We start from the raw sequence: 13,921 nt of genomic DNA on the forward strand, positions 1-13,921 counted from the left end.
GCGGGATCGATTCCGGGCAACGGCCGAGTTCAGCGTGGTCTATAGGGTTGCGATCGTGACTGTCGAATTACAGAACCTTGTGTGGCGTCCGCTGGCCGTGTCCGACGGCGCCGCCATGGCAGACCTGCTGAACGCGATCGACGCGGAGGACCATGTCTGGGGTCAGTACACCGTGGAAGACGCCACCGAGGAGCTTGACTCACCGGTCGACGACCTTCCGACCACCACTCTTGCAGTGTTCGACGGCGCGACAATGCTCGGCTTCTCAGCGGTCCACTACAAACCGACCGCCGAGATCGTTCACCGCGTCCAGGCGGCCGGTGCCGTCCGCCCCAGCCACCGGCGCCTGGGACTCGGGACGAAGCTCATGCAGCACGGGCTGGCCACGGCCGAAACTCTCCACGCTCTGCATCACCCCACGCTCCGACTGATTGTCGAATCCATCTACGGCGAACATGTCCAGGGGGCCGTCGCCCTGTACCGCGCGGCAGGCATGACGGCGACGAACTGGGTGCGGCACATGAGACATCCGCTCGGCGCCGCCATTCCGGACGCTCCTGTTCCCGACGGCCTGCAATTCGAGCGCTACACCACCGCGACCGACGAGGAATTCCGCGCGGTCCGTAACGAGGCCGTCCAAGACGACCCAGGCAGGTCGCAGCTCAGCGTCGAGGAGTGGAAGGTCTGGGCCGTCAACGCAAGCTTCCGACCCAGGTTGAGCTTTCTGCTCCGCGACGTCAAGACGGGCACCGCGGCCGGGGTCGTACTGGTCGTCTCATGGGAGGCAGAAACGGCCACGACGGGAGTACGTGACGCGTACTTCAGGATCATTGCCACACGGCCTGCATACACGGAGCGCGGGGTGACCGAAGCCCTGATGTCGCACACGCTTCGCGCCGCACATAACCAGGGCTACGGACGGGCCAGCCTCAGGGTCGATGCCGATGCCTCGAGCAAAGAGCTCGCAACGTTCGAGCGTGCCGGATTTGTCACCCAAGACACCCAGGTCCACTACTGCGTCCAACTCTGACGCATCCCCACCGCGGGAGCCGGCTGCCGCAGCGATCGGATCCTGCGCCCCGTCCCACGCCTGGCGGGACACCTGCACCGAGCTTGGCATCAAGGCGAAGAAGACCCGACCCTACCGGCCGCAGACCAACGGCAAGATCGAGCGATTCCATCGGACGATGGCCGACGGCTGGGCCTTCTCAAAGCACTACAACTCCGAATCAGCACGCCGCAACGCGCTCCCCGCCTGGCTGCACTTCTACAATCACCACAGGCCCCACACCGCCATCGGCAAAATCGCACCCATCAACCGAATCTCAAACAACCTCCCTGGGCACTACAGCTAGTCCCGGGGGGAGCGGGCGAAGTCAGAGCACTGCGGACAGTCATCTGCGAGCGGATGACGGCATTGGGTGAGGTGACCCAAGTAGTCTGCCGCACGCTGGAGTCGCGCAATGGTGCACTCGACGGCGGCGCGTCGTTCGTCGATGATCGCGGTGCGGTCGGCGCTGCCTGCCGGTGCGAGGGAGCGAATATCGGCGAGGGAGAGTCCCGCGCGTTGACATCGCCGGATAATCCGGCCTCGCGTGACCGCTTCATGGTTATAGACCCGTTGGCCGCTGGGGCTGCGCTGCGGAATCAGGACACCGACGTCTTCCCAATGCCGCAGCACGTGCGTCTCCACCCCGATGGCACCAGCCACTTCTCCGATTCTGAGGCCCACGCCCGATCTCCTCCCGCCCCACCCGAATCCACCCTTGACTTCAGGTCGACCTGAAGAATTAGCGTGCCAGACATGACAGCAACCCGTCCGAACTCGAGCGCTGGCGGCGCCCCAGATATTTCGGCGCGTGGACGCCTGTTCCCCAGTTTGCTCACGGTCGCCGGTGCGATGGCGGATGTGATGACCGGCGCCATCCGGCCGCATCGTCAAACTCTCGCCCGCAGCAGCGGCGCTGCTGGCCTTCCGGCAGCTCGCGAGACGGTCACACTCACCGCTTTCCGGCAAGTGCGACGCGAGGTGGCGACTCCTACGGTCGCCGACGGTCTCCGGCATCCAGCGCGGGTCGGAAATGCGATGACGAGCTTCCTTGTGCGGCATCCCGACGCGAACATCCTGGTGGATCCGGCCATCTGCGACGACGTCCATCACCGGGTCCTTCCGCAACTACCGGCTCCTCTTCGCGCGTTGGTCGCCCCGCCAGCATCCGTCGCCAGCACGCAGTCTTCATTGCGGGACGCCGGCCTCTCATTCGCGGACATCGAGTTCGCGCTCCCCACTCATTTGCACTGGGATCACGTATCAGGGCTCGTGGATGCACCCGAGATCCCGATCCGGGTTACCGAGCGCGAATGGCGCTGGGCGATGGCGGGCGTGCTGGCACCGGCCGGTGTCGCGCGTCGTGCCCTCGTCGGCCGGGAAGTCGACTACTACGACCTCGACGGGCCTCCGCTGCTCGGATTCGCCCGCAGCCACGACCTGTTTGGTGATGGATCCGTTACCGTCCTCGACATGTCCGGCCATACTCCGGGCAGCGTCGGTTTCCTGCTGCATCTGGACGACGGACGAGGAACCGGGCGTCCGCATTGGGCACTTCTGGTCGGCGATGCTGCATGGCACACCGTCCAGGTCACCAACGTCAGGGGCAAAGGCCTCGCCCGGGCCTTCGACAGCGACCGATCTGGCGCGCTGGAGGTGATCCGCACACTATCGGAGCTCGACGAGTCGATCGCGATCGTGCCGAGCCACGACGCCGAGGCGGCCGTCCGCTTCTTCCCATCCGCGAACTGAACACCGTCGATCAACCAGGAAGGACCAACCGCATGGATGTGATCGAGATACAGCAACGCGTCCATGAGGCGTGGACGCAGCAACGCTGGGACGACTGGGCCCGAACATGCGCTAACGGCTACCAGTTCCGCCTCTACCCGACCACTCGACTCGACCTCGAACAGACCCTCACGTGGAGCCGAGCATGGTTCACGGCATTCCCCGACTACCGCGACGAAGTGGCCGCGGTCTACGTGTCCAACTCAGCTGTCGCGTACGAGCTACTAAACGCCGGAACCTCACGCGCCGACCTGCTCCTGTTCGGAAACACCGTCGCACCGCACACACCCGGACGTCGCATCCGACTGCGATACGTCAAAGTCCTGGACCTCAACGCCGACGGCCAAGTCGTCCAGGATAGGCAATACCTCGACCCGAATACGCTGGTCGCTCAACTTGCTCCGTGACATTCATACCCGCCAACCCAATCAGGTATGCGGCGTGCCGGACTCCGCCAGCCAGCGGATGACCCAAGTGGTTCCCCGGGTCGTCCGTTGGAATCGTGCTGCTCTCACTGGAGAGCGAGGTACAGGGTCGCCGTGCGACTTGGCACACGACGCGGCCAGTGTGCTCCACATCGACGCACCGACCTTGATCGGCGATGCCCCCCCGATGTTCTTCTTCGACGATCCCTTCGGCAACGTTCTCGCATATATCCAGGAAGACTGAACCCGGATCGCGAGTCGAGCAGGAGCCGCACGCAAGAAGGGACCGCCTGTGGGTCGGGAATCGCGTCATGGTGCGCGGGTGTCTCTGGCCGCCGAGCGGTATGACCGGTTTGCGTTGCACGCGTCCCTTGATTCACGGCGAATCGAGCTCGGTCTGCACTGGGCTGGGGCGGCTCAAGAGATCTGGGACCAGTCGGCCGGGCTCAACGCACGGCGCCGGAGTGATCACCCGTTCAGTGCCTGCTCTCTTCACCGGCTGTGCGAACACGGGACCGCAAGCTGCCAGCACACCCTTCTCATGCTGTGGTGGCTGGGCCGCCCCCAGAAGAGTTCGTGCGGAATGCGGACCCCGCCAGTGATCAAGAGTTCCGGAATGGGCGGCACAGGGCCCTCTCCCAGAAGATCTGATCTGCTCACGTGAACTGCGGTCTCACCGTTCTCGGGCGCCAATCAGCTGACCATCGCCGCTGCTCGAGACGCGCGCGATTGAGGAGAAGTTGGATGCCTACTCGACTGGCGGCGTGGGCTCTCCGAGGGAGAGCATCAGCCGGTTCGCCCAGTTGAAGAACGCCGCACCGTGGATGACGTCGGCGATGGCCAGCTCATCGAGGCCGGACTCGCGCAGTTGCCGCACGTGCTCCGCACTGAACTCGATCGGCGTCGCGGTGAGCGCGACGGACGCGTCGATGGTGGCTCGCCACTGCGGATCGTCCTGCCTGGCCGTCGTGCCGTCGTCAAGGAGTCTCTGCACGTCGTCGGGGCGCTTCGACTTCTGCGACGCGAACCGCGAATGCACAGACGCGCAGAACAGGCATCCATTGGTGCGGGATGCCGCCGCGGCGGACAGCTCCCGCTGAGCACGAATCAGGCCGCCCTTCTCGTTGTAGAAGATGTCATTGTCGGTGCGAGTGCGGGCGCCGAGGATATCGGGATCCCGCACCAGCAGCCGGAAGTAAGGGCTGTTCGCGCGGCCCTTATCGACGAGTCCCTCGTAGTGCCGCTCGGTCAGCTGCTCCATCGGCAGCGGCTCCAGCCAGGCCTCCCAGCCGAGTTGCTCCTGCGTGAACGCATTCGGGCCGCTGAACGTGTGGCGGATGACTCGCCCACCTGCCCTTTCCTCGGGCGCTGGGTCGATCGATAGGGAGTCGCCGGGGCGGAGGCTTTCGGTCGTTGCTTGGGATGCTGCTTCCTGCGCTGCTTCTACTGCTGTTTTCTCGCTCATCGCAGTTCTCCCTTCAGAACCGTGAGCCCGGCGACCACCCGGAGCTGGAAGTTGAGGAACGACACGAGCTGCGAGAGCGTGACGATTCCGGTCGTGTCCCAGCCGGCATTCAGCAGGGTTTGCAGCGCGTCCGCAGACGCGTCGCGCGGGCGATACGTGAGCAGGTGGGTGTGCTCGAGGGCCGCCGTGAGCCGGATGCCCAGTGCCGCGGTGAGCTCGGGCGAGGCGGTCCAGTGCAACCCATCCACGTTCTCCACGGTGAGCGGGCCCTTCGGGTAGTCGCCGTACGGGCCGGTGGTCACGGCGTCGGACAAGGCGGCCTCCAGTGCTGCGATCGTCTGCGGCGACTCGGCGGCGAGCAGCTTGCCGTAGTGCGCGGCTGTGTTGCTGTGGGCGAGGGCGACTGCCCAGTAGGCGATGGCGAGGCGCTCGAGCCGGCTCACGTGCTTCAGCTCGTCCGAGGAGAAGAGCGCGTCGTAACTCGACTGGGCGTTCCGTTTCGCTTCGGGCCGCTGGAGGCGCAGCGCGAAGACCGGATCGCCCTCCTGCACGCCGACCAGGTGGTCGATGACGTCGATGGGCATGTGAATTCCTCTCTGCTTGGGTGCGTTTTCGGCGGGCCAGCCGGGCGGTGCAACCCTGGTTTCGACGGGCCCAACCGGCGGTGGGCCGGTTCAGCCAGCGGTGGCGAGGGCCGTGGCAGGCACCCATCCGAGTTCGGGCGCGACGCGATCGGTCGTGAGCTCGAGGGAGCGGAGCACCACCTCGTGCGGCGGGTCGACCGGATGCGGCTGGAATACGATGTCCGTCGCCAGCGGCAGGATCGGGTCGTCGTGCAGCGTCGCCAGCACCTGATCCGACGTTCCGATGTGCAGATCCAGGTAGGCAGCGAGCTCGAGCTCGTCGGCATCCGCGGGGATGACGAGGCCCTGAGCCTGCAGCGAGGGCAGGGATCGGGCGATGCCCTCTGCGCGCCAGCGTGCGGTATCCGCTTCGGTGTCGGTGACGAGCACGGAACGGGAGGCCATGATCCGTGGCTCGACGTCGTCTGGAAGAGCCGAGGTGTACGCCTGAACGATGGCGACCTGGTCGACGGCGGAGCCGTGACCGGTGTACTCCGTGCGCGGCTGCGTGCGAGAGAGCATCAGCCCGTGGCCCTCGCGGCCGATGCGCTCGGCTCCCGACGCGGAGAACGTCGCCTCCCAGAGCGTGTCCGCCAACTGCGGGGCCGGCGGGTAGAGCGCTCCGCCGTCGCTCGTGAGGACCTCGCCGTTCAGCGCGCGCAGCAGCGTCTGCTTGTGCGCGGCGTAGATAGCGGAACGGTCGGCCGGATCGTGACCGAACGGCGGGAACGAGGACGAGGTGCCACCGGATCCGATGCCCACCTCGAGGCGTCCCTCGGAGAGCAGCCAAAGCACCGCCGCGTCTTCGGCGACCCGCAGCGGCGCCTCCAGCGGCAGTGTGACAATGCCCGTGGCGAGCACGATCCGTGAGGTCTTCGCCGCCGCCTGCGCGAGCAGAACGAACGGCGACGGCAGGCCGCCCTCGTCCCGGTGGAAGTGGTGCTGCGCCACCCACGCCGTGTCGAAGCCGAGCTCCTCGGCACGCACGAACTGGGCGATCGCGTTGCGGTAGCGGTCGACCGGCGACGCGTCGTCGAGGAGGCGAGTGAAGAATCCGAGCCGAGGTGTCGTCATTGCGTGTTTCCCTTTCCGAGGTAGGCCTCTTGGATCTCCGGGTTGTCGAGCAGTTCGCGTGCGGTGCCTGCGAGCACGATCGCTCCGGTCGCCAGCACATAGCCGCGCGATGCGATGGAGAGAGCGAGCTCCGCCTGCTGCTCCACGAAGAGCACCGCGACGCCGAGCTCCGAGTTGATGCGAACGATCTCGTCGAGCACCTGGTCGACGAGCTTGGGCGAGAGACCCATCGTGGGCTCGTCCATGCAGATCAACTTTGGCCGGCTCATCAGGGCGCGGGCGAAGGCCAGCATCTGCTGCTCTCCACCGGAGAGGGTGCCGGCCTCCTGGTGGCGGCGTTCGGCCAGGCGCGGGAAGTGCTCGCGCATCCGCTCCAGGTCGTCCTGGACGCCCGCCCGATCCGACCGCGTGTACGCCCCGGTCAGGAGGTTCTCGTCGACCGTCAGCTGCGGGAACACGCGTCGCGCCTCCGGCACCGACGCGATACCGGCCTTGATACGGTGCCGGGTCGACGCTCTGGTGATGTCGCGCCCGGCGAAGTGGACGGACCCCGACTTCACCGGGGTGAGGCCGAGGATGATCTTCATCGTCGTGGACTTGCCGCTCGCGTTGCCGCCGAGCAGCGATACGATCTCGCCCTCGCCGACGGTGAGCGTGTTGCCCCGCAGCGCGTGGAACGGCCCGTAGTAGACGTTCACGTCGTCGAGTCGTAGCAGGTCGTTCGTCATTTCAGGTCCTCTCCGCCGAGCCCACGTCGTCGCCCGAGGTACGCCTCGATGACGGCCGGATCGCGGCGCACGGCATCCGGCCGTCCCTCGGCGATGATGCGGCCGCCGTCCATCACGATGATTCGGTCGGAGACCGTCATGACGAGGTCGAGCTTGTGCTCAACCAGCAGGATCGCCTGGCCGTCCGCCTTCAGCTCCAGCAGCTGCTCCAGCACCTCGGCCGTCTCGGACTGGTTCATGCCGGCCGTCGGCTCGTCGAGCACGAGCAGTTTCGGCTTCAGCGCCAACGCCCTGGCGATCTCGGTGCGCCGCCGGTTCGCGTAGCTCAGCGTGTAGGCCGGGTCATCGCGTCGGGGACCGAGTCGTGCCTCGAAGCGGTCGATCTCCTCCGCGATCGTCGCGTCGATGAGCTTGCGCTCACGCCGCGCGCCTGGTGATCCGAAGATCGCCACGACGAGTTCGGCGAGCAGCGGGATCCAGCGCAGCAGGAAGAGGTGCGAGAGCCGCCGGAACGGGCGGCTGGCGCGCAGCGTGGAGTGGATGCCCACCTCGATGTTGTCCGCGACCGAGAGCGTCGCGAACACGCGTCCGTTCTGGAAGGTGCGGGCGATGCCGTCCTCGGCGATGCGAGCGGTGTCGGCGTGGCCGATGTCGCGTCCGTCGAGCAGGATCCGGCCGCCGTTCGCCTTGATCGTGCCCGTAACGAGGTTCAGCGTCGTCGTCTTGCCTGACCCGTTCGGCCCGATGATCGAGACCACCTCGTGCGGCGCGACGGTGAACGATATGCCGTCGACGGCCTTGAGGCCCTCGAAGTGCCGCGCGAGATCGGTGACCTGTAGCAGCGTCTGGTCGTCGCTCATGAGTTCCTCACCAGGATTCCGCCGGGCCGGAACCTCACGACGAGGATGAGCACGAGGCCGTAGACGATGATGCGCAGCTCGTCGGTGAAGCGCAGCGCCTCGAGCCCGCCGATCAGGATGATCGCGCCGACGACCGCCCCGTACGGCAGGTTCACGCCGCCGAGGATGACGATGGTCACGACGAGCAGTGACATCATCATCGAGAAGATCGACGTGTCGATGTATGTGTACTGGTGCGCGAGCAGCGACCCGCCGATGCCGGCGAAGAACGCCGACACGGCGAACGCGAGAGCCTTGTAGTCCCGAACCCGCACGCCGGACGCCAACGCCGCGATCTCGTCGGCACCGACGGACGAGATGACGCGGCCGAGATGCGAGCGCCTGATCCGCCACATCACCAGCAGCGTCAGCACGAGAACGCCGAAGTCGATGAAGTAGAAGTCCTGCGCTGAGAACAGCTGGATGTCGCCGATCGTGGGCCATGGGATCCCCTGAATGCCCATCGGGATGATCAGCTGAATGATCGCCACGATCACGATCCCGATGCCGAGCGTAGCGATCGAGATGTAGTGACCCTTCACACCCCAGATCGGCGAGGCGATGATCGAGGCGATGATCGCGGCGACGAGTCCGGCGATCGGCAGCGCGAGCCAGAACGACACGTGCAGGTACAGCGTGATCAGCGCCGACGTATACGCGCCGATCGCGATGGGCCCGGCTTGTCCGAGTGCCATGACGCCGGCCTGTCCGGCTGTGACCGTGAACCCTGCGGCGATGATCGCGTAAACGAGCACTTGAGTGCCCGTGCTGAGGATGTAGTCGTTGGACACCAGCGGGATCACGATGCCGCCGATCACGAACGCGATCGGCCACACCCACTTCGGGATCCGGAACGGGCGACCCTTGCCGAGGAAGGTCCCCGTCAGCGGCTCGCTGGAGATGAGCGGAACCTTGCCGAGCAGCCCGCCCGGCCTGATGGTGAGCACCGCGATCAGGATGAAGAACACGATGATCTGGTCGGAGCTGCCACCGAAGAGGTAGATGCCGAACGACTCCAGGACGCCGAGCACGAATCCGCCGATGACCGCGCCGAGCAGGGATCCGAGGCCGCCGAGCGTCGCCGCGACGAACGCCGTCATCCCGGTGTTGATTCCGGATGTCGGATCCGCCACCCCCACGTAGAGCGCGATGAAGATGCCGGCGAGACCGCCCAACGCCGACGCGATCACGAACGATAGGTTCTGCACCGCGCCGACGGGGATGCCCATCTGCAGGGCGGCTTCCTGATCCTGCGCGGTGGCGCGGATCCCGCGTCCGACCTTGCCGTATTTGAGGAACAGGGACATGACGACCATGACGGAGGCGGTGATGCCGAGCATCACGATGTCTGCGGTGCCGAACCTCATGCTGCCGATGTGAAGGTTGGAGGTCGGCAGCACCGTCGGGAATACCCTCGAGTTAGCGCCGAACAGGGTCTGCGACGTGTTGTCGAGAATGAGCGATACCGCGTAGGTGGACAGCATGGCCGCCAGCGGCAGGTACTTCGCGAGCGGCCGCACGACGGCCACGTTGATCAGCAGACCGAGCACCGCGCAGATGATCAGCACGAGCGGCAGCGACAGCCAGAACGACAGTCCCAGCTGGGCGACGAAGAACCAGGTGAGCATGGCGCCCAGCCCGAAGAACGAGAACTGGGCGAAGTTGACGACGTTCATGACGCCGAAGACAAGAGAGATACCGACGGCTCCGAGGGCGTAGACGTTCCCTCGGAGCACGCCGGCTATGAGCGTGTCAAGCATGGAGGAGCTGGCCGGTCAGTCGAGATCAGCCGTTGTAGACAACCCACTTGCCACCCTTGAGGGTGGTAGGGGTCAGCTTGGGGGATGCCACGCGGCGGGTGTTGGGGTCGAACGTGATCTTGCCGTACACGACACTCGGCACATTCTTGATCTCGCTGAATCCCTTGAGGATTCCCTCGCGCGTGATCCCACCTTTCTCGGCCGCAGCGACAGCGACGTTCAGGGCGTCGTACGCGCCGGCCTCGAAGCTCGTCACGTCGGTCTCCTTGGGGTACTTCTTCGTGAACGCCTTGACGAACGCCTTCACGTTCGGAGCGGAGCTGGTCTCGACGAACTCGCTGCCGTTGACGGCACCTTCGGCTGCCGACGTGCCATCGAACGACTCTTCGTCCTGACCGCCGTAGAACGTGCCGTCGTAGCCGATGGAGCGCAGCTGGCTGACGATCTTTGCGGCGTCAGGTCCATATCCGATGTGCACGAAGGCTTGCGGCTTGTCCGCCACCGCCTTGATGAGCGACGGCTTGTAGTCGTCAGAGGTGTCGAGCACACCCTCAGCATCCGTGATCTTCAGGCCGACCTTCTTGGCCTCGGCCTGGAACGCCTGGTAGGCGGGGATGCCCCAGTCTGCGGTGTTGAGATATGTCACGCCGACCGACTTGATGCCCTGCTTCTTGATGTAATCGGCTGTCCAGCTATACGTGGCCGCGGTGGTGATCGAAGACGACCACTGGTACTGGGTGCCCTTGGCCGTGAAGTCGGGGTTGGAGTTGTTGAACCCGTACTGCAGCAGCTTGCCCGCGGTGTAGATGGGCGACGCCGGGATGGACGCTGCCGACGAGTAGTCTCCGAAGACGAGCACGACGCTCGAGTCGCCTACGAACTTCTGTGCGACGGGGACGGACTGCTTGGGGTCGGACTGCGAGTCCTCATACTTGAGGGCGACGGGATGCCCGTTGATGCCGCCGTTCGCGTTCACCTGCTCGGCAGCGAGGTCGAATGCCTCCTTGAACTGCTGACCGTACTGCGCGTACGGGCCGGTTTCGGCGGCGGAGACACCGAAGTAGACGGTGCTCTTGGCGTCGGACCCGCCGGTCGACGCGGAGGCAGCCCCGCTGCACGCGGACAGGCCGAGTGCCATGAAGCCGGCGACGGAGACGATGGCTGCGCGTTGAAGGACCTTCTTCATGGTGATTACCTCTTCGAGTCGGATGGAACTGCTGTGGTGGAAGCGTGCGGGATCGCCCATAGGGTCCCGGCGCGGGCGATCAGCGTGACGTGACGCAGGTCGCTGAAAGTGGGAGAGGGCTGCCCGACGCGACGGTGCGTCCCCGCTCCGGCTGGTGCACGGCCAAGCGGGTAGCGCCACAGTAGTGGCTGCCAAGCGGACTTCGACAGGCTCCCAGTAACACTCGGGAACCGTTCGCAACAGAGCTACGCAATCCGCAATCTGCGCCAGGTTCCGGGCCGCGCAGCGTTCAGGTATGCGCGCCCCCGGTGCTGCCATTCGGCGAGTCACACTCGCGAACTTCCCGCGAATGAAACCCACTGGCGCAAAGTGACGCACCACCGCTCCGCGGCTGTCGAGGCAGATTCAGGCACGGTGGAGGACCTGCTTTGGGCCCAGAAGATTGGATGTCAGTTGCCGGTACCTCCGACCCAGGGGTAGGTCCCGCTCCCGCCGGCGTGAGAAGGACGTCACGCGCCCGCGGAACTGATTGCCTCAGTGGCCGTTCATGGCCGCCGCGTGATCGCCGACATCCACGAGCAGGTCACGGCCCGCGCCGTGAATGACTAGCTGAGACTGGCGCTCGCCTCGCGGAGCGAGTCCAAAGCAGCGACCGCGAACGACCCGAAGCCCGACCCATCGTCCTCTTGCGCGTCGACCCAGGCGGCGTACCCCTGCTTGAACGCGAGCACCCCCAGCTCGGCTGCGACGTGCGCGACCGGCTCCGCAACCCCGCGAGCGGTGAGTGCCTCGGACATCGCGACGGAGAGGCCGATGCGCTTCAGCGCCTCGCGCTCCTGCAGCTCGATGCTCGACGCGATCGCCGCCGTCATCTGCGGCGCGATCTCGCGATTCATCGGCCCGAAGCCCTCGCCTGCCCGTTCGAGCCCGGCGGCGACGGCCTCCAGCGGTGTGGCGTCGACGGGAGCCTGCGTGATGCCCTCGGCGAGCAGTCGGCTGAGCAGCTCTTGGCCTGCGGAGAGCAGCTCGCGCTTGTCGGGGAAGTACCGGAAGAAGGTGCTCTTGGTGACGCCGGCTCGCTCCGCGATCTCGGTGACGGTGGTGGCGTCATAGCCCTGGTCGGCGAAGAGTTCGACGGCGGCGACCACGAGCCGCTCACGTGCTCCGGGTTCCCAGCGTCCCATGGAATCATCTTAGATGATGGCACCTTTGTCTCATCACCTGCTATCGTGATGAGACAACAGTCCCATCACTTGGAGGTTCACGCTCATGGATGTGTTCGTCACCGGCGCGACCGGCAACATCGGCTCAGCGGTCGTCGCAGAACTCCTCGCCAATGGCCATACCGTCGTCGGACTCGCCCGCTCTGACACCTCGGCCGCGAAGCTCGACGCGGTCGGCGCAGCGTCAGTCCGCGGCGATCTCGCCGACCTCGACGTCATCCGCGCCGCCGCCGCAGTGGCCGACGGGGTCATTCACCTCGCCTTCAGCAACGACTTCACGAGCTTCGAGGCGGTGGCCGCAGGCGTCGCCGAGGAGACCGCCGCAATCACCGCGATCGGTGATGCGTTGGTCGGCACCGGCAAGCCGTTCGTGATCTGCTCCGGCACACCGTGGGTGGACGGCCGCACCTCGCTTGAGAGCGACCCGCTGCCGACCGAAGGCCCGGTCGGTGGCCGGGCGGTGACCGTCAACCGCACGCTGGACCTGGCTTCGCGGGGAGTGCGCGCGTCGGCCGTACGACTCCCTCGTACCGTCCACCGGAACGGCGACGGGGGCTTCGCCGGTCTCCTCACCCAGGTCGCCCGTACGAGCGGAGTGTCGGGCTACCCGAGCGACGGAACGCAGCGGTGGCCCGCCGTGCACGCCGCCGACGCCGCGTCGCTGTTCCGCCTGGCGCTGGAGAAGGCGCCCGGCGGCACGTCCTGGCACGCCGTCGGCGACGAGGGCGATCCTGTTCGCGACATCGCCGCGGTGATCGGCCGGCGGCTCGGAGTGCCGGTGCAGCAGGTCCCCGAGGAGACCTACGGACCGCTCGGCGCAATCTTCGCCATGGACCAGCCCTCCTCGAGTGCACACACAAGAAAGGCACTGGGCTGGACACCCAACCACCCGTCACTGCTCGAGGACCTCGAGCTGATCCAGCCCTGAACCCGCTCCTCGGATGAGGCCGCGACGCACATAGCCCCTATTGTCCGACCGGACTCACCACACAAATGCCGCACCGCCCTCACGATCCTGAACCTCCGCAGAGGGATCCGCTAGCTCGCGGTGCTTCTTAGCGCTGGACAGCGGGTCTGTCAGACTGCGGTGCGGGGTCGGAAGATGTTGATGGCTTCGCGGATCGCGTAGTAGACGATGAGGAGGGTTGCGGCCGAGTCTGCCCACCACCAGCCGAGGGCCGTGTTCAGCAGCACACCGAGCAGGACGGCGCAGGCAAGAAGCCCGTCGATCATGGTCACGTGGCCTTCCGTTCGCAGCACGGGGTTGCCCAGTTCCGTGCCGGTGCGCGTCTTCATGGCGGCGAGGGCGAACATGCAGGTGGCGGTGATGGCGGTCCAGATGATGCCGCCGATGCTGCCGTCGGGCCGGTGACCGGTGGTGAGTGCCATGGCGGTCTGGATCAGGAGGTATCCGGCGAGAGCGATGAACGCGGCACCGATAAGCCGCAGGGCGATCTTCTGCCGATGTTCCCCGGTGCCGGACAGTTCCCAGATGACGACCGTGCTGGCGCCGATCTCGATCAGCGAGTCCAGTCCGAAACCGGCCAACGCGATGGATCCGGAGGCGATGGCTAGGGCGGCGAGGATGATGACGCCGGCGATGTTCCAGGCCAGCGTGATCCATTCCAGAACGAATCCGGTGCGCAGGAGATGACGTCGTCGCACCCCGAGGTCGTGTCCTTCGTCCATGGTCACCGGT

Annotated in this window: 15 protein-coding genes and 1 pseudogene; 6 read left to right on the forward strand and 10 right to left on the reverse strand. The window is 66.1% G+C overall.

The window, feature by feature from the left end:
• Positions 1 to 55: 55 nt before the first annotated feature.
• Positions 56 to 1,030 carry a GNAT family N-acetyltransferase gene (locus HII28_RS17440; RefSeq protein WP_170027111.1) on the forward strand — a complete coding sequence of 325 codons (975 nt, stop codon included), beginning with the start codon at positions 56 to 58 and terminating at the stop codon, positions 1,028 to 1,030.
• Between the two features lie 52 nt (positions 1,031 to 1,082).
• A pseudogene (locus tag HII28_RS17445) lies at positions 1,083 to 1,355 on the forward strand (integrase core domain-containing protein); the annotation flags it as partial.
• Here HII28_RS17445 and HII28_RS17450 read toward each other — a convergent pair.
• Positions 1,352 to 1,711 carry a MerR family transcriptional regulator gene (locus HII28_RS17450; protein WP_170027112.1) on the reverse strand — a complete coding sequence of 120 codons (360 nt, stop codon included), beginning with the start codon at positions 1,709 to 1,711 and terminating at the stop codon, positions 1,352 to 1,354. The pseudogene HII28_RS17445 and the gene HII28_RS17450 sit on opposite strands and share 4 nt — an antisense overlap.
• 93 nt (positions 1,712 to 1,804) lie before the next feature.
• On the opposite strand from HII28_RS17450, the gene HII28_RS17455 reads away from it, so the two are divergent.
• The 3 genes from HII28_RS17455 (at position 1,805) to HII28_RS20390 (ending at position 3,508) form a co-directional block, all read left to right on the forward strand.
• Positions 1,805 to 2,800 (forward strand): MBL fold metallo-hydrolase, encoded by a 996-nt coding sequence (locus tag HII28_RS17455; protein WP_170027113.1) that lies wholly within the window; start codon positions 1,805 to 1,807, stop codon positions 2,798 to 2,800.
• A 32-nt stretch (positions 2,801 to 2,832) separates the two neighbouring features.
• Positions 2,833 to 3,246 carry an ester cyclase gene (locus HII28_RS17460; protein WP_170027114.1) on the forward strand — a complete coding sequence of 138 codons (414 nt, stop codon included), beginning with the start codon at positions 2,833 to 2,835 and terminating at the stop codon, positions 3,244 to 3,246.
• A gap of 139 nt (positions 3,247 to 3,385) precedes the next feature.
• Entirely contained in the window at positions 3,386 to 3,508 is a 123-nt protein-coding gene (locus HII28_RS20390) for a folliculin domain-containing protein (protein WP_240978339.1), read from the forward strand.
• A gap of 504 nt (positions 3,509 to 4,012) precedes the next feature.
• On the opposite strand, the gene HII28_RS17465 is transcribed toward HII28_RS20390, so the two are convergent.
• The 8 genes from HII28_RS17465 to HII28_RS17500 all read right to left on the reverse strand — a co-directional run bounded on the left by HII28_RS17465 (position 4,013) and on the right by HII28_RS17500 (position 12,183).
• Positions 4,013 to 4,729, reverse strand: a complete 717-nt coding sequence (locus tag HII28_RS17465; RefSeq protein ID WP_170027115.1) for an alkylhydroperoxidase domain protein — start codon at positions 4,727 to 4,729, stop codon at positions 4,013 to 4,015.
• Entirely contained in the window at positions 4,726 to 5,313 is a 588-nt protein-coding gene (locus HII28_RS17470; protein ID WP_170027116.1) for a CMD domain protein, read from the reverse strand. The genes HII28_RS17465 and HII28_RS17470 overlap by 4 nt, the downstream gene beginning before the upstream one ends.
• Positions 5,314 to 5,403: 90 nt before the next feature.
• The gene (locus tag HII28_RS17475; RefSeq protein ID WP_170027117.1) at positions 5,404 to 6,426 is read right to left on the reverse strand and encodes a putative FMN-dependent luciferase-like monooxygenase; all 1,023 of its coding nucleotides are present in this window, start codon (positions 6,424 to 6,426) and stop codon (positions 5,404 to 5,406) included.
• Positions 6,423 to 7,154 (reverse strand): ABC transporter ATP-binding protein, encoded by a 732-nt coding sequence (locus tag HII28_RS17480; RefSeq protein WP_170027118.1) that lies wholly within the window; start codon positions 7,152 to 7,154, stop codon positions 6,423 to 6,425. Before HII28_RS17480 ends, HII28_RS17475 begins: the two co-directional genes overlap by 4 nt.
• A complete protein-coding gene (locus HII28_RS17485) occupies positions 7,151 to 8,014 on the reverse strand; it encodes an ABC transporter ATP-binding protein (RefSeq protein ID WP_170027119.1) in 864 nt (287 codons plus the stop codon). The genes HII28_RS17480 and HII28_RS17485 overlap by 4 nt, the downstream gene beginning before the upstream one ends.
• Positions 8,011 to 9,813 carry an ABC transporter permease gene (locus HII28_RS17490; RefSeq protein WP_170027120.1) on the reverse strand — a complete coding sequence of 601 codons (1,803 nt, stop codon included), beginning with the start codon at positions 9,811 to 9,813 and terminating at the stop codon, positions 8,011 to 8,013. The genes HII28_RS17485 and HII28_RS17490 overlap by 4 nt, the downstream gene beginning before the upstream one ends.
• A 25-nt stretch (positions 9,814 to 9,838) precedes the next feature.
• A complete protein-coding gene (locus tag HII28_RS17495; protein ID WP_170027121.1) occupies positions 9,839 to 10,999 on the reverse strand; it encodes an ABC transporter substrate-binding protein in 1,161 nt (386 codons plus the stop codon).
• A gap of 605 nt (positions 11,000 to 11,604) precedes the next feature.
• Entirely contained in the window at positions 11,605 to 12,183 is a 579-nt protein-coding gene (locus HII28_RS17500) for a TetR/AcrR family transcriptional regulator (protein WP_170027122.1), read from the reverse strand.
• 85 nt (positions 12,184 to 12,268) lie between these two features.
• On the opposite strand from HII28_RS17500, the gene HII28_RS17505 reads away from it, so the two are divergent.
• Complete coding sequence (locus tag HII28_RS17505) at positions 12,269 to 13,150, forward strand: SDR family oxidoreductase (protein ID WP_170027123.1); 882 nt, start codon at positions 12,269 to 12,271, stop codon at positions 13,148 to 13,150.
• A 149-nt stretch (positions 13,151 to 13,299) separates the two neighbouring features.
• Here HII28_RS17505 and HII28_RS17510 read toward each other — a convergent pair whose 3' ends face one another.
• The gene (locus HII28_RS17510; RefSeq protein ID WP_170027124.1) at positions 13,300 to 13,911 is read right to left on the reverse strand and encodes a cation transporter; all 612 of its coding nucleotides are present in this window, start codon (positions 13,909 to 13,911) and stop codon (positions 13,300 to 13,302) included.
• Positions 13,912 to 13,921 lie beyond the last annotated feature (10 nt).

Origin of the sequence: Planctomonas sp. JC2975 (genome assembly GCF_012985205.1) — a bacterium.
In the GTDB taxonomy this organism is placed as follows: Bacteria; Actinomycetota; Actinomycetes; order Actinomycetales; family Microbacteriaceae; genus Humibacter.

What these genes read in the sequence shown, in the direction of transcription:
- HII28_RS17455 (WP_170027113.1), top strand. Translation starts at nt 1,805, where the DNA reads ATGACAGCAACCCGTCCGAACTCGAGCGCTGGCGGCGCCCCAGATATT.
- HII28_RS17460 (WP_170027114.1), top strand. Translation starts at nt 2,833, where the DNA reads ATGGATGTGATCGAGATACAGCAACGCGTCCATGAGGCGTGGACGCAG.
- HII28_RS17465 (WP_170027115.1), bottom strand. Translation starts at nt 4,729, where the DNA reads ATGAGCGAGAAAACAGCAGTAGAAGCAGCGCAGGAAGCAGCATCCCAA.
- HII28_RS17470 (WP_170027116.1), bottom strand. Translation starts at nt 5,313, where the DNA reads ATGCCCATCGACGTCATCGACCACCTGGTCGGCGTGCAGGAGGGCGAT.
- HII28_RS17475 (WP_170027117.1), bottom strand. Translation starts at nt 6,426, where the DNA reads ATGACGACACCTCGGCTCGGATTCTTCACTCGCCTCCTCGACGACGCG.
- HII28_RS17480 (WP_170027118.1), bottom strand. Translation starts at nt 7,154, where the DNA reads ATGACGAACGACCTGCTACGACTCGACGACGTGAACGTCTACTACGGG.
- HII28_RS17485 (WP_170027119.1), bottom strand. Translation starts at nt 8,014, where the DNA reads ATGAGCGACGACCAGACGCTGCTACAGGTCACCGATCTCGCGCGGCAC.
- HII28_RS17490 (WP_170027120.1), bottom strand. Translation starts at nt 9,813, where the DNA reads ATGCTTGACACGCTCATAGCCGGCGTGCTCCGAGGGAACGTCTACGCC.
- HII28_RS17495 (WP_170027121.1), bottom strand. Translation starts at nt 10,999, where the DNA reads ATGAAGAAGGTCCTTCAACGCGCAGCCATCGTCTCCGTCGCCGGCTTC.
- HII28_RS17500 (WP_170027122.1), bottom strand. Translation starts at nt 12,183, where the DNA reads ATGGGACGCTGGGAACCCGGAGCACGTGAGCGGCTCGTGGTCGCCGCC.
- HII28_RS17505 (WP_170027123.1), top strand. Translation starts at nt 12,269, where the DNA reads ATGGATGTGTTCGTCACCGGCGCGACCGGCAACATCGGCTCAGCGGTC.
- HII28_RS17510 (WP_170027124.1), bottom strand. Translation starts at nt 13,911, where the DNA reads ATGGACGAAGGACACGACCTCGGGGTGCGACGACGTCATCTCCTGCGC.